Annotated in this window: 14 protein-coding genes; 2 read left to right on the top strand and 12 right to left on the bottom strand. The window is 69.7% G+C overall.

Going from position 1 to position 13546, the window contains the following annotated elements; all coding sequences use genetic code 11:
* Positions 1-3 precede the first annotated feature (3 nt).
* Positions 4-1755 (top strand): S8 family serine peptidase, encoded by a 1752-nt coding sequence (locus DRB96_RS16460; RefSeq protein ID WP_162688687.1) that lies wholly within the window; start codon positions 4-6, stop codon positions 1753-1755.
* A 385-nt stretch (positions 1756-2140) separates the two neighbouring features.
* On the opposite strand, the gene DRB96_RS16455 is transcribed toward DRB96_RS16460, so the two are convergent.
* Entirely contained in the window at positions 2141-2416 is a 276-nt protein-coding gene (locus DRB96_RS16455; RefSeq protein ID WP_112449147.1) for an isoamylase early set domain-containing protein, read from the bottom strand.
* Positions 2417-2708: 292 nt separating this feature from the next.
* Here DRB96_RS16455 and DRB96_RS16450 point away from each other — a divergent pair, with 292 nt between their 5' ends.
* On the top strand, positions 2709-3371 hold the full coding sequence (locus DRB96_RS16450) for a methyltransferase domain-containing protein (protein WP_239516832.1): 663 nt from the start codon (positions 2709-2711) through the stop codon (positions 3369-3371).
* 165 nt (positions 3372-3536) lie between these two features.
* Here the strand turns inward: DRB96_RS16450 and DRB96_RS16445 are convergent, their stop codons facing one another.
* The 11 genes from DRB96_RS16445 to DRB96_RS42990 all read right to left on the bottom strand — a co-directional run bounded on the left by DRB96_RS16445 (position 3537) and on the right by DRB96_RS42990 (position 13445).
* Entirely contained in the window at positions 3537-4061 is a 525-nt protein-coding gene (locus DRB96_RS16445) for a hypothetical protein (protein WP_112449145.1), read from the bottom strand.
* Positions 4058-5338 carry a molybdopterin-dependent oxidoreductase gene (locus tag DRB96_RS16440; RefSeq protein ID WP_204358041.1) on the bottom strand — a complete coding sequence of 427 codons (1281 nt, stop codon included), beginning with the start codon at positions 5336-5338 and terminating at the stop codon, positions 4058-4060. The genes DRB96_RS16445 and DRB96_RS16440 overlap by 4 nt, the downstream gene beginning before the upstream one ends.
* A 584-nt stretch (positions 5339-5922) precedes the next feature.
* On the bottom strand, positions 5923-7557 hold the full coding sequence (locus tag DRB96_RS16435) for an isovaleryl-CoA dehydrogenase (protein WP_112449143.1): 1635 nt from the start codon (positions 7555-7557) through the stop codon (positions 5923-5925).
* Entirely contained in the window at positions 7541-8155 is a 615-nt protein-coding gene (locus DRB96_RS16430) for a TetR/AcrR family transcriptional regulator (protein WP_112449142.1), read from the bottom strand. The genes DRB96_RS16435 and DRB96_RS16430 overlap by 17 nt, the downstream gene beginning before the upstream one ends.
* Before the next feature lie 677 nt (positions 8156-8832).
* Positions 8833-9213, bottom strand: a complete 381-nt coding sequence (locus DRB96_RS16425; RefSeq protein WP_112449141.1) for a hypothetical protein — start codon at positions 9211-9213, stop codon at positions 8833-8835.
* Entirely contained in the window at positions 9210-9845 is a 636-nt protein-coding gene (locus DRB96_RS16420; protein ID WP_275431896.1) for a TetR/AcrR family transcriptional regulator, read from the bottom strand. The genes DRB96_RS16425 and DRB96_RS16420 overlap by 4 nt, the downstream gene beginning before the upstream one ends.
* Before the next feature lie 49 nt (positions 9846-9894).
* The gene (locus tag DRB96_RS16415; protein ID WP_112453474.1) at positions 9895-10878 is read right to left on the bottom strand and encodes a radical SAM protein; all 984 of its coding nucleotides are present in this window, start codon (positions 10876-10878) and stop codon (positions 9895-9897) included.
* Positions 10879-10883: 5 nt separating this feature from the next.
* Positions 10884-11693: a PhnD/SsuA/transferrin family substrate-binding protein gene (locus DRB96_RS16410; RefSeq protein ID WP_112449139.1), complete on the bottom strand. Its 810-nt coding sequence runs from the start codon at positions 11691-11693 to the stop codon at positions 10884-10886.
* A 41-nt stretch (positions 11694-11734) separates the two neighbouring features.
* Entirely contained in the window at positions 11735-12859 is a 1125-nt protein-coding gene (locus DRB96_RS16405; RefSeq protein WP_112449138.1) for an acyl-CoA dehydrogenase family protein, read from the bottom strand.
* Positions 12856-13257 (bottom strand): hypothetical protein, encoded by a 402-nt coding sequence (locus DRB96_RS16400; protein ID WP_112449137.1) that lies wholly within the window; start codon positions 13255-13257, stop codon positions 12856-12858. The genes DRB96_RS16405 and DRB96_RS16400 overlap by 4 nt, the downstream gene beginning before the upstream one ends.
* A gap of 17 nt (positions 13258-13274) precedes the next feature.
* On the bottom strand, positions 13275-13445 hold the full coding sequence (locus tag DRB96_RS42990) for a hypothetical protein (protein ID WP_162688688.1): 171 nt from the start codon (positions 13443-13445) through the stop codon (positions 13275-13277).
* Positions 13446-13546: the final 101 nt, after the last annotated feature.

Raw genomic sequence — 13546 nt, 5'->3', positions numbered from 1 at the left:
ACAGTGTCCCCACGAACCCTCATATCCGCCGTCGTCCTGGCCATGTCCGGCACTCTGGCGTTGCCCGCCGCCGTCGCGTTCAGCGCGCCCGCAAGTAGTTCGCCCACTGCGGAAATCCTCGGTGCGGATCGCCCGGGAGCGATCGCCGGCAGCTACATCGTCACGCTCAAGGACACCGCGACCCTGAGGTCCCGTGGCGTCCCGGGCGCCACAGGCGACCTCGCCAAGCGGTACGGCGGCGAGGTCGGGCACGTGTACACCACGGCCCTGAACGGCTTCTCGGTGAAGCTGGGCGAGGCCGCCGCGAAGCGGCTGGCCGCCGACCCCGCGGTCGCCCGTGTCGAGGCCGACGGCCGCGCCCACATCGCGGGAAGCCAGAGTCCGGCCGACTGGGGCCTGGACCGCACGGACCAGCGGGCCCTGCCGCTGAACAACGCCTACACCTACACCCAGACCGGTGCCGGCGTGCACGCGTACATCCTCGACACGGGCATGCGCAACAATCACGGACAGTTCGACGGCCGCTGGTCCGTCGGCGTGGATACCGTGCCCGGCAGCGGCCAGAACGGATTGGACTGCAACGGCCACGGCACGCACGTGGCCGGTACCGTCGGCGGTTCCACCTGGGGTATGGCCAAAGCGGTCACCCTGCACGCCGTACGCGTCCTGAACTGTGACGGTGGCGCGGACTGGTCCTGGGTGATAGCCGGCGTGGACTGGGTCACCGCCAACGCCATCAAGCCGGCCGTGGCCAACATGAGCCTGGGCGGTGAGGCCAACGCCACCCTGGACGCCGCGGTGGCCAAGTCCATCAACTCCGGGGTCAGCTACGCGATCGCAGCCGGCAACTCCAATGTCGACGCCTGCACCGTCTCCCCGGCCCGGGTGGCCGGTGCCAACACGGTCGGTGCCACCGACATCACCGACGCCCGTGCCTCGTTCTCCAACTTCGGTACCTGTACGGACATCTTCGCGCCCGGGGTCAACATCGAGTCGGACACGTGGTTCACCGCCCCCGCCTCCCAGAAGCTGAGCGGCACCTCCATGGCCTCCCCCCACGTGGCCGGCGCCATCGCCCTGTACCTGCAGGCCAACCCGAGCGCCTCCCCGGCCCAGGTGACCTCGGCCATGGTCAACGCCGCCACCGCCGGAGCAGTCACCAACCCCGGCGCCGGCTCACCCAACCGTCTGCTCTACAGCCAAGGCTGGGCAGCCCCGGGCGGGCCGCCCCCGCCCACCGCCAGCTTCACCAACAGCTGCAACAACACCACCTTCGCCTGCAGCTTCGACGGCTCGGCGTCCTCCGACTCCAACGGAACGATCACCAGGTGGTCGTGGGACTTCGGCGACGGCACCACCGGCACGGGGAAGACCATCTCGCACACCTATAGCAAGGGAGCCGTCTACAGCGTCACGCTCACTGTCACCGACAACAGCGGGGACACCGGCACGGCCGGCAAGAGCTTCCGCGTCGGCCCCAACAAGGCTCCGACCGCGAGCTTCACGGACGGCTGCATCACCTACACCACGATTCCGCAGATGAACTGCTTCCTCTACGGCAGTGGTTCCGCCGACTCCGACGGGACGATCACCAAGTGGTCGTGGACCTTCGGTGACGGCGCCACCAGCACCAGCACCACCAATTCCAGCGCCTACCACTCCTACGTCGACCACGGCCCCTACACCATCACACTCACCGTCACCGACAACGAAGGCGCCACCGCCTCCGTGACCAGGAGCGTCAGCAAGCCATAGCGGGGCGTCCCACCTCACACGGTCAGATGTTGTCCTGACGGCGTCGGGGTGAGGAGTCCGGGGTCGATGGCGGCGCTTGCGCTCGCAGCGGTGGATCCGCCAGAACAGCTCCAGCCTCATCTTCCCCGTCGGTCTGGAGCAGGGAGAGCGGGAGTCTCCCCTCCGCATCCAGTGTTGCGGGACATTGAAGACGAGCACATCCACGCCGCCACTCGGGATGCGACGGCGTGAGAAGACCCTGACGGCCGACAGGCCGTCAGGGTCTCTGCTGTTCAGGGTGATCGGGGCAATGCTCCCTGGCGGACCCTGGGGACCGTCCGATCCTGACCGCGGGGTGGCGCCCCGCTCCTCGTCATCGCCTTGTCAGCCGTGACGAGTCCGGCGCTCAGGTGTGGACGATGCTGTTGCGACCGTCGTGGCCATCGGCGCTCTCGTCGTCGAACCAATAGCCGCCGTGGGCGAGGTAGCGGAACGCGTACCGCTGCTCATTGGGCAGGGCGATCGTGACCGCGCGGGTGCCGTCCGCTCGCGCGACGAAGAGGTTGTCTGCGGGCTGCCAGTCGTTGAAATCGCCTACGACACTGACGTGGCCCAAGGGGCGGTCCGCGGGGATGACGAATGTGATCGCGGTCTGCTTCTTACGGCGGGCACGCTCCAGCATGGCAAAACCCTTCGTCGTCGGGCGATTGGATCAGCATCTCCATCCCTCTACCCTCCCGGCACCCCCTGTTGCACTGACCGCGCAATCCGCCGCCCGTCTGGCCGCACCTGGTGGAGATGATCTGGCACATCGCGGGCACGTGCCCGGTCCGGCAGCTGGGGCCGGACAGGTGATCCGGCGGCGTGCCGGATGGACAGCTATGGCGTGCGAGCGTTTACGTGGGGTGGTGCTAAGCCGACCATATGACGACATGACCGGCGGGGGCTGAATCCCGATGAGTGGCACCTTTACGATGCGGACCCACAGGCTCCGGCCGTGGCAAGCCGGCCTCTACCACGACGCGATCCGCGCCGGCCGCGGTCCGCTGTTCCTGCGTGGGGCCGGTGGCCGGCTCCTGCCGCTGGAGGTTGAGCGGTGGTGCGCCCGCGCCGATCTCGCCGACCTGACGGTCCTCCACCGGTGCGCGGGAACGGTCCTCGACATCGGCTGCGGCCCGGGGCGGCTGGTCGCAGCCCTCCCCGGCCTCGGGCACCCGGCGCTCGGCATCGACGTAAGTCCCGAGGCTGTGGCCCGAACGGCCCGCTCCGCTCCTCTGGGTGGCAGAGCGCTGTGCCGCTCCGTGTTCGATCCGTTGCCGGATGAGGGCCGTTGGCACACGGCGTTGCTGATCGACGGGAACATCGGAATCGGCGGGGACCCACGCGCCCTGCTGGGGCGCATCTCACAGATCACGGCGGCCGGGGGGCTGCTGCTCGTGGAGACGGCGCCCGGGGATGTCGACGATCGGATGCTGGTACGTATGAGCGACGGACGGTCCAGCTTCGGCACGGCGTTTCCCTGGGCCAGACTCGGCGTCCCGGCACTCTTGCGCGTGGCTCGGGAAACGGGCTGGGTGTCCAGCGAGCGGTGGAGGACCCCACACCGCAGTTTCGTCGCACTGCGCCGCGCTCCCTGACAGCGGCGCTTCGCGGTGATGCGACCCCAGGGCGGGCCCTCTCACCGCCGATCCCGACGGTGATCCTCAGGCCGATGCGTGGGGTCGTTCTGCCCGGCTTCGAGCCGATCAGCGCGGCTGGATGTATGGGGGCAGGAGAGGATCGACCGCTGCGGCGGTCAGTCATCAATGGCGGTCACTCTGCGGGTCTCCTGGCCGGGTCCGGCGGGGAGCCGGCCGGATGAGGCGGGAGGACCACATGCTGACCAGCAGCCAGAGGGCCGAGAGGCCGAACAGAAGTGCGGTGATCAGTAGCCAGCGTCCCAGGAACACGTCTTCTGGCAGGCCGGAAGACGACTCGTAGCCGTCCACCTGCCTAAGGATCAGGGGAAACCAGGTCAGCAGCAGGACGCCGGAGAGGAAGGCCGGTACCCGGACGTAGTTGATCCATCCCCTCGCCGTCCCGGGGCTACCGGACTGGGCGACATGCCCGCGGCGGGGCAGGATCGCCTGCGCGCCGCGGTCGGTGATCGTGTAGAGCGGCAGCAGGACCAGGTCGTGCAGGAGGGCGGCTCCGACGAACCAGACGACGACACCGACCGTGTCCCCGTGCAGCAGCCGGATCCCCGCATACACGGTGAGGGCGAAGGAGCACAGCACCAGCAGCAGGTGCAGGGGTGAGGCCCCGTAGCGTGAGGTGAGGCCCTTCATGCGCTCTCTCCGAAAGTGAGACGGGTGACCCACTTGGTGTTGTGCACCCCTGGGTTGGCCGGGACGATGACCCGAGCCGGATACCCGTGATCCGGCGAAAGGTCGGCTCCGTTGACGCGTAGTGCCAGCAGGGAGCGCGGGTCGCGGACCTGGTTGTCGTGCAGCGCCGCCGAGCGGAAGGATCCGCTTCGTTGGGCGGATTCGACGAACACTCCCGGCGTCCGGTCCCCGAACCCGACCAGTGCGGCGAGATCGGCCAGCCGTACCCCGCTCCACTCCTGGTCGGAAGTGGACCACCCCTCCACGCAGGCGATCGGCAGCGCGGCACCGTGCTGGGGCAGCGCCAGGAGCTGCTCCCGGCTGAGAACCGACTCCAGGCCGCCGCCGCGTACGACCAGCCTCCAGGCCGGGCCGATGTCACGGGCCTGGATGCCGACGCCGGCGGCGGTCTTGTTGATCTGGAAGCCGTTGGGGCCCGGCCCCGGGTCCTGTCCGTGTGGAGCGAGCAGCGCGGTGGCCCTCAGGGACCCGCCGATGCTCTGCCCGGCCGTCACCCCGAGCAGCAGCAGTGAGCCCGCGCCCACCATGCCCAGAGCGCCTCGTCGCGACATGGATGGCGGGGCCGGACTCGGGGCCACCAGGCCTGTCTCGTCAGCCGGTTCTGGCTGCGTGCGGCTGACCGGCGTGCGCAGTTCCGCCCACAGGCTGCGGCTGCGCAGCGTCCGCATCATCAGGGGGATACGGAAGGCGATGTGCACGACGAAGGCGCCGATGAACACCCAGGACCCGTAGAGGTGAAGGACGTAGAACGAGCCGGGGAAGATGTAGTCCAGCTGGACGTTGAGCACCCCGGTGGCGAACACGAACAAGACCCCGCCGACCAGCAGCAGCAAAGACAGCCGCTCCAGCCCGTGACTGACCGACTTCACCGGCGGCCAGGCGAACAGCCGGGGGATCACCGACCACAGCTTCGCCAGCAGCACCGGGATCAGCACGATGCCGAGGGTGACATGGACGCCCTGGGTGAGGCGGTACAGCCAGTACGGGCTCGTCGGCCAGGAGAACAGGTAGAAGCCCAGCCACCCTTTGTCGGGTGTCTGGTCATTGCCTGGCGCCAGATCCGGGTTATAGGCGGCATAGGACAGCAGCCCCGTCGCGAACAGCACGGTGACGCCGACCAGCAGCACCGCGCCGAGAACCGATGTCAGCCACGGCCCCCGCAGAGGACTGCGCCAGAACTCCGGGCGGGAGGGACCGGCCGCCGGCCTGACCCGCAACACCGAGCCCAGCCGGGCTCCCACGGCGCCCGCGGCCGCACGAAGGCGTGCCGTTGCCGTCGCCGCTGTGCGGTCGTCGGCCGGCCCGTCGGCAGAAGCAGAAGGACTCGCCGGGCTCCGACTGCCGCCCCTCTCGCTCCCTGCCACCGACGCGACGTCACTCGTAGGGAGTGGGCTCCCTTTTGCCGCACCCGAGCGAGACGGCGTCGTCGTCTCCTCATCGCGCGGTCCCGGGCCCGGGGCGGCGCCGCCGTCCGCAGCATGAGGTTCTGCCCGGTGCGGTTCGTCATGCTTGCCGCCTGCATCATCCATGGGATTCCTCGAGTGGCTCACGGAGCGACAGATAACCGTCCCAACGGGAAGATATGCCACGGTGTCAGATTTCGACGCTGCCTGACCGCGGTGCGACGACGGCGTCGCCCGGAAGCGGCGCGGCCGTCGTCCGCCGCCCCGTCCAGCATGGAGACCCGCTCCCTCGGCAGCGCCGTGAGCCCGGCGTCGTCACGGGCTGCCCGGCGCGCGGTAACCGCACGGGCGGAGGCGGGGCTCCTGCCGGATCGCGATGACCTGGTCGGCGTCCTCCGTCAGATGGCGACCGTCCGGGCGCGGTCGAGGATGGCCGCGGTGTCCACCCCGGGCGGCAGGGTGCCGAACGCGTTGCCGTGCTCGCCGCCGAGCCGGGAGACACAGAAGGCGTCGGCGACCGCGGTGGGCGCGTGGCGTTGCAGGAGTGAGCCTTGGAGGACGAGCGCCATCGTCTCGGTGAGCTGTCGGGCGCGGTATTCGGCTTCGCCGGGGTCGGCCAGGTGCTTGTGGAGGCCGGCGACCGCCGCGTCCAGGTGCCGGTCGGCGCCCGCGGCCTGCTCGACTTCGGCGAAGAAGGACTCGACGGTCTCCGGCTGCCGGGTCATCGCCCGGAGCGAGTCCAGGGCGGCGACGTTGCCGGAGCCTTCCCAGATGGATGCCAGTGGAGCTTCCCGGTACAGGCGGGGCATGCCGGATTCCTCGATGTAGCCGTTTCCGCCCAGGCATTCGAGGGCTTCGGCGGCGTGCGCGGGGCCGCGCTTGCAGACCCAGTACTTGGTCACGGCCAGACCCAGGCGGCGCAGGTGGGCTTCTTCGGTGTTCCCCGCGGCGACCCGGTCGGTGGCGCCCGCGAGTCGCATAGCCACCGCGGTCGCCGCTTCGGACTCCAGGGCGAGGTCGGCCAGGACGTTGCGCATCAGGGGCTGGTCGATGAGGGCCTTGCCGAAGGCGCGTCGGTGGGCGGCGTGATGGACGGCCCGGATGAGACCGAGGCGCATCCCGGAGGCGGCGCCCAGGACGCAGTCGAGCCGGGTCATGTTGACCATCTCGATGATGGTCGCCACCCCTCTTCCTTCCTCCCCGACCAGCCAGCCGAACGCTTCGTCGTACTCGATCTCGGCGGAAGCGTTGGAGCGGTTGCCCAGCTTGTCCTTGAGACGCTGCAGCAGGATTCGGTTGCGGCTGGCGTCCGGGAGCACCCGGGGCAGCAGGAAGCACGACAGCCCCCCGGGGGCCTGGGCCAGGGTCAGGAAGACGTCCGACATGGGGGCGGAGGTGAACCACTTGTGCCCGGTGAGGCGGTACGTGCCGTCGCCGGCGGGTACCGCGGTGGTGGTGTTGGCCCGTACGTCGGAGCCGCCCTGCTTCTCGGTCATCGACATGCCGGCGATCAGGCCGCGCTTGGTGTCGGGCTGGCGCAGCCCGAAGTCGTACTCCCGGGAGGTGAGCAGCGGCTCCAGCCAGCCCGCGAGATCCGGTGCGGCGCGCAACGCGGGGACCGCCGCATAGGTCATCGACACCGGGCAGATGTGGCCCGCCTCGACCTGCCCCCAGATGTAGAACTTCGCGGCCCTGGCCACGTGCGCGCCCAGCCGGTCGTCCCGCCACGGTGCGGCGTGCAGGCCGTGGCCGACGGCCGTATCCATGAGCTCGTGCCAGTACGGGTGGAACTCCACCTCGTCGATGCGGTGCCCGTAGCGGTCATGGGTACGCAGCACCGGAGGATTCTCGTTGACCACGCGGCCCCATTCGGCGGACTGCTCCGAGCCGGCGATCACCCCGAGTTCATGCATCTCGGCCACGGCCCAGCCGGCGCCCTCCCGGGCGGTCGCCTCCAGCAACGCCGGGTCGGCAGCAGCGTCGTAACCGTGGTGTGGCGGGACCTGGTTGGTGACCTCATGCGTCTGCGGCATCGTGCCCTCCAAGGGAACGCAGGGTGAAGGTGATCAGTGCGGGAATCACGTCGTCCGGTCTCGCGTCACCGTCGGCGAGCGGACCGACGAGCGCCTCGGCGACCGCGCCGACGAGCGCCGCCGCCGTCAGCTCCGGTGACTGCGGGGGCAGTTCGCCGGTGGCCACACCCGCGGCGATCTGCTGGGCGAACACATCACGGAACGCCCGCCTGAAGACGAGCCGTTCGGAGTCGACAGCCGGGTCCACCGGCTCCGCGAGCAGCGCGAAGGCCCGGCGCGGCGCCTGCAGGGCCCGGGTGGCGAAGGTTTCCACCGCGGCGGCCACGCGCTGCGCCGCTGATCCGGGACGCTCTGCCGCGGCGGCCACCGCCTCCACCTCGCGGGCCACCAGGGCCCGGAAAAGTGCGGCCGCCAGCTCGGACTTGCCAGAGAAGGACTGGTACACGCTGCCCGTGGAGATTCCCGCTTCGGCAGCGATCGCCGCCACCGAGCAGCCGGCGTACCCCTCACGTGAGAGCAGGCGCACGGCGGCCTCCAGCACCTGGTCGCGACGGGCGTCGAGGCGGGCCTGCACGGCAGGGGGTCTTCGGTAGGGCATGAAAGAATTGAAGCACTGATTCATTACTTCATGCCAGCCTCTGCGGGACATTGAACCGCCTCGGCGGGCGCACCGTTGGAACCTCGGGCTGGGCTCGTCCCGTGGTGCCGGCGCGGTCACCGCCTTCTCCTCGGGAAGCAAGTCCTTCACCGGCCTGCCGGCGGCCGGACGCTTCGCGATCGAGGGGACACGAGTCACCCGGCTCCGGCTGCGCTTCGCGGCGGACCAGACGCCGAAGGCGTACGTGTTCGTCAACAAGGCAACCCGGACCGTCGAGTACCCGTGACGGTCGCCGTCCCGGGAGGCCCGTGAGGGTTGCGGTGGCGCCACAGCCGGTGTCACACCCCCGCGGGACATGGCATGACCCGCATGCGCGCATGACATCCGGCTGGAGGACGGCCTGATCGTCGAGCGCTGGGACGTCGCCGAGCCCCTCCCGTCTCCCGGCGAGGCGAACAACAGCGGCAAGTTCTGACCTCACGGTGCTGCGCCTGGCTCTACAAGCGCAGCACCGAGGATCGAGAATCGCCACGGACGGGCGCTGGACCACCGGGAGGGACTGGCCGGCGCGGATCCATGGCCTGGCTCAAGAAGCACGTGGCCAACGCCAAGGCCGAAGGCCACGACGGGATCGCGACGTTCCCCGATGGCCGGCTCACCCACTCTCCCCGAGCTGGCTACGCGGCGCCCGCCGCTGTCAGTAGCGCGACCGGCAGGAGCAGGATCCACTGCGGCAGCCGGAGTAGCGGTTTCGGCCAGCCGACCGACAGTGTGATGATCAGGAAGGCTGCTGCGTACGCGATGAAGTGCGCAGCCACGAACCATGCCACCAGGCTGGTCCCTGGCGTGCCGTCCGCCAGCGCGAGGTAGACCAAAGCGACTCCGGAGAGCACCAGGTCGACGCTCACCATGTGCCACACGGCGTGCAAGACGCGTTTGGGCTCGTCCACCAGCCCGCTGGACAGCAGCGGGCGCACTATCTCCCGGTGCCCGCCGACGATGTGCGCTGCGGACACGCCGAACGCGGTGATGCCCGCTGCGAGGAGCCAGCCGTTCATCGGATCTCGATTCCTTTGGCTATAACGGCAGCCAGCCGGCCGGCCAGCTGCGGAGTCGGGTGTTCTCCGACCAGTCCGAGGTGGAAGAACACGGCTCCGGCGAGCATGTCCAGGACCAGGTCAACCGGTGTGCCTGCCGCGATCTCGCCGCGGAGCACGGCGCGTTCGAAGACGATCAGCAGTCGTTCCTTCGACGGGGCCAGGAAGTCGGTCCGGATGCGCGCCTTCAGGACGGGGTCGGCGGCGAAGTCGGCGAGCAGCCCCGGGAGCGCCGCTGCGGCGGCAGGCGCGTGGAACTCCGCGATGAGGCCCTGCAGCAGTACGGTCAGGTCCCCGGTCAGCGTTCCGGAGTCCGGTATCGGAGCTTGGTCGGTGGTCGTGAAGACGGCTTCGAAGATCAGCTCCGGCTTGCCCGGCCATCGCCGGTAGATCGTGTCCTTGCCAACACCGGCCCGCGCGGCCACGGCCCCGATCGATGTCGCGGCGTAGCCGGCCTCTGCCACCAGCTCTGCGGTCGCGCTGATGATCGCCGCGTGTGCGCGCCGATCCCTGGGACGTCCCCTTGAGGGCGGAGAAGAGTTCACGGTATTTATATTACGAGTCGACCCGTTTGGTAAACAATCAGGTGTCATCCGAGCGGCCCCTCGACGGGTCGGGGCTGGCCTCGGGCTGGCAACGGGCTCATGCGCAGGGGAAGGTGCGGGCTGCGGTCTCGGCTTTCAGTCGGTAGGTGCGGAACCTTGCTTGTACGAGCTCGATGGCGGCATCGAGGGGGAAGATGTCGCGGGTGACGAGCTGTTCGTCGTTGTCGGCTCCGACGGGGTGCCAGTAGACGCCGTCGGCGGTGATGGTCACTTCCGGGATCAGGGTCTGGACGGTGAGTTCCAGGCCCTCGTCGGCGGCGCCCTGGTGAGCGAGGGGGCGGACCACCTGGTTCTCGCGGGCGATGCCGAGCGAGTCAAGGAAGGAGCGCAGTTCCCTCTCCTCGTGCCGGTCGTCGGTGGTGAGGGTGGCGGCCACCCGCACGGTGAAGCCCTCGCCGAGGGCGGTCCGGACGCCGGCGACGGCCTTGGTCCAGGTGCCTTTGCCTCGGTGGGAGTCGTGCAGGTCGGGGGTGGCGGAGTCGAGGCTGATCTGCAGGGTGAGCCGGTCGCGGGGCATCGCCTGGAGTATCTGGAGCCGGTGTCCGCGGAAGAGCATGCCGTTGGTGAGGAGGGTGGTGGGCAGCGCGGCGGTGCATGCGGCGACGATCTCGTCGAGGTCGGGCAGGATGAACGGTTCACCGCCGGTGAGCAGGATCTCCAGGACTCCGGCTGCTGGGGCTGCTTTCGCGATCTCTTCCACCCTGTCAACGCCCAGGGCTCGCCTTGCTGTCTGGGGTGAGGATCGGGCGCAGCAGTAGTCGCAGGCGAGGTTGCAGTCGAAGTTGGTGTAGAGCCACAGGCGTGCCCCGGGACGGCGGTCTTCGGGCAGTGCGGCGATGGGATCGGGCGGGCGCCCGCGGCGGATGGTGATGCTGGTGTCGTCGGCGGCCACGAGTGTGTTGCCGGTACGGGCGCACCAGGCGCCGGCCAGTTCCGCGTCGTCCGGCAAGGCGACGGGCAGCGTGATCGTATCTCCGTCCGCGATGGAAGAGACTTTCTCGACCAGCTCAAGGATCACCATCGTCGTCACCACCGGGGCGCTATGTGCTGTTCCTCAACGGCCTGGAAGAGGTCGGTGTAGCCGTCGAGCTGGGGGCGTACCCAGCGTTGGAGGCCTTCCAGTTCGAGGATTCTGTGGTGTTCGGGGTTGTTCCAGTCCATGGCGAGCAGGTGCGTGGTCCAGGCGTCGGCGCGGGTGGTGTCGAGGGTGTCGAGTGCGGTGAAGTTGCAGTGGCAGTAGACGGGGCTGGTCCAGAACGCTTCGAGGGCGTCGGGCATCAGTTCGTCCCGGCCGATGGATTCCCAGGTGGTGATGCCGATCGCGGCGGCGTCGGCGTCGCCGTCGAGGACGGCCCGGATGGCGTCCAGCTCGCTGCGTCCGGTGTCGCCGTGCTTTCCCAGGTCGGTGTCGATGCGCAGGAGTTCCACGTCGCCGTCGGTGATGCCTTCGCGGCGCAGGTAGTGCAGGGGCAGGATCGCGGCCTGTGCGGAGTCGCGGCTGCCGAGGGCGAGACGTCGGCCCTTGAGGTCGGCGGGGCCGCGCAGTCCGGCCCCGGCGCGGCAGACGAGGTGGCTGCGGAAGGTGAGGTCGGTGTCGCGCATGGCCAGCGCCCGGGCGCGGTCGCCGGACTGGAGGACGGTGCGTACCCAGGCAAGGTTGGTGTTCCAGGCGATGTCGATGGTCCCGGCCAGCAGTGCGTCGACCTGGCGGCCGTAGTTGGAGAAGAGAACGAAGTCCATCTCGACGGGGGCGGTGCGGTAGTAGTCGCGGATGCCTTCCCAGATGGGCACCACGTTGGGGGTGTAGGCCACCGCGCCGACAACCAGCGGTTCCATGAGGTCCTCCCTGTCGGGTGCGTCGCCCCGGCGGTCCGGGTTCAGCCGAATACCGGCTGGCCGGTGATGGCCTTGCCGTAGAAGTCGTACAAGACGTCGGCGGTGGGGGCCATGACGTGGCCGGCGCGGGCGTCGCGGAAGAACCGTTCGATGGCCAGGTGCTGGGAGAACGCGGCGCCGCCGCAGACCCGCATGGCGTCGTCGGTGACGGTCAGCGCGGTGTCGTTGGCCAATGCCTTGACCCCGAGGACGTACAGCGGGGTCTGCTCGTCGGGTGCGGCGATGCTGGCCGCCGCAGCACGCAGGTAGGCGTGTGCGGCTTCCAGCTGCAGGGACATGCGGGCCAGGCGGGCGCGGATGGTGGGGAGCTCGGCGAGGGTCTGGCCGGTGTGCTGCAGGGTGGCGCCACTGGTGTGCCGCACGGCGCCGTTCAGGGCGGCCCGTGCCAGGCCCAGGGAGACGGCGGCGTTGCCCAGGTTGAACCAGGGCATGACGGTCTCGGTCATCAGGGTGAGCCCGCCGCCCGAAGCTCCGAGGCGAAGGGTGTCGGGGACTGTCATGTCGAACCGCATCGGCGAAGAGGCGTTGCCGCGCAAGCCCAGACCCTGGAACGCGCCGGTGACGGACACACCCGGGGCGCCTGCTTCGATGGCGTACAGGTCGACGGTGCCGGGCTCGTCGGCGGAGAGCACGGATGTGATGTACATCTGTGCGTGTCCGGCGGAGGTCACCCAGCTCTTGTCGGCGGTGAACCGGGCCTCTTGGCCGCCATTGCGTTTGGCCTGGGAGATCGGCGCCCAGAAGTGCGAGCGGGACCCGGGTTCGCTGAACGCCAGCGTGGCCAGTGCCCTGCCCGTGGCCAGGTCGCCCGGCAGGTCCGGCATCCCCGGCGGGGGCGCGGCCAGTACCGTCATGGCACCGCTGACATGCATGAGATAGACCATGGCCGTCGATCCGCATGCGCCCGCCAGCTCGGCCGTGACGTGGGCGAACTCTTCCGGGCCGGCTCCCAGCCCGCCCTCCCGTTCGGGCAGTGTCAGACCCAGCAGGCCGGACGCGCCCAGGGCTGCTACCGCTTCGACGGGGAACAGGCCGTCCGCGTCAACGGTCGGCGCGTGTTCCGTGGCGGTGGCCAGGACGGGCTGCAACAGACTGTCAACGTTCATGTGGGGTCGTCCCTTCCCGTGGCGGGAGTGGGGGCAGCAGGGCCGTCGGGCCCGGTGGTGAGGCCGAGGGCGAGCAGGCCCGCGGCGAAGCCGAGCAGCAGGGCCACGGTGGAACCGTCGCCCCCGAGCAGGTTCGCACCGGTCCAGCCGATCTGCACCAGCTGAAGGACGGCGGCCGCCAGGAAACCCGCCCCGGCCAGGACGATCAGCGAACGCGCCCCCACAAGCCCAGCCGTCACGGCGACGGCGGCCAGGAGGAGCAGAACCAGCGTCCCTGTCCCGCCCAGCGTGACGATCCCCCACGGCGGGCCGTCGGCGATGACCAGGACGCTGCTCGCCGCCGCGCCCACGCCCAGGCCGGCGGCAGTGCGGCCGATGGCGGATCGCGGAGTCTGCATGGGAATCCCTTCCTTGTTCACGACGCTGCGAGCAGAACCCGCGACAGCCGGCCGCCCCGCTGCCGCCACACGGGGCGCAGGGCGCCGTCCACGCCGTAGGCGCGTCCCGCGGCGGTGGCCAGCAGCGCCAAGTGCACGGCGTACATGAGGAAGTACGACCAGAACCATTCATTCGGGGTGTTCAGCACGGAGAACGTGATGGCGGTCGTCTGGACCAACCCGACCAGCGCCCAGAAGCGAGTGGCCAGGCCCACTATTGATCAGAAACGGTTCGGGTTCTGGGTCGTTG

Origin of the sequence: Streptomyces sp. ICC1, from assembly GCF_003287935.1 — a bacterium.
Lineage (GTDB): Bacteria > Actinomycetota > Actinomycetes > Streptomycetales > Streptomycetaceae > Streptomyces > Streptomyces tritrimontium.
This window is presented reverse-complemented; position numbering and strand designations above follow the sequence as displayed.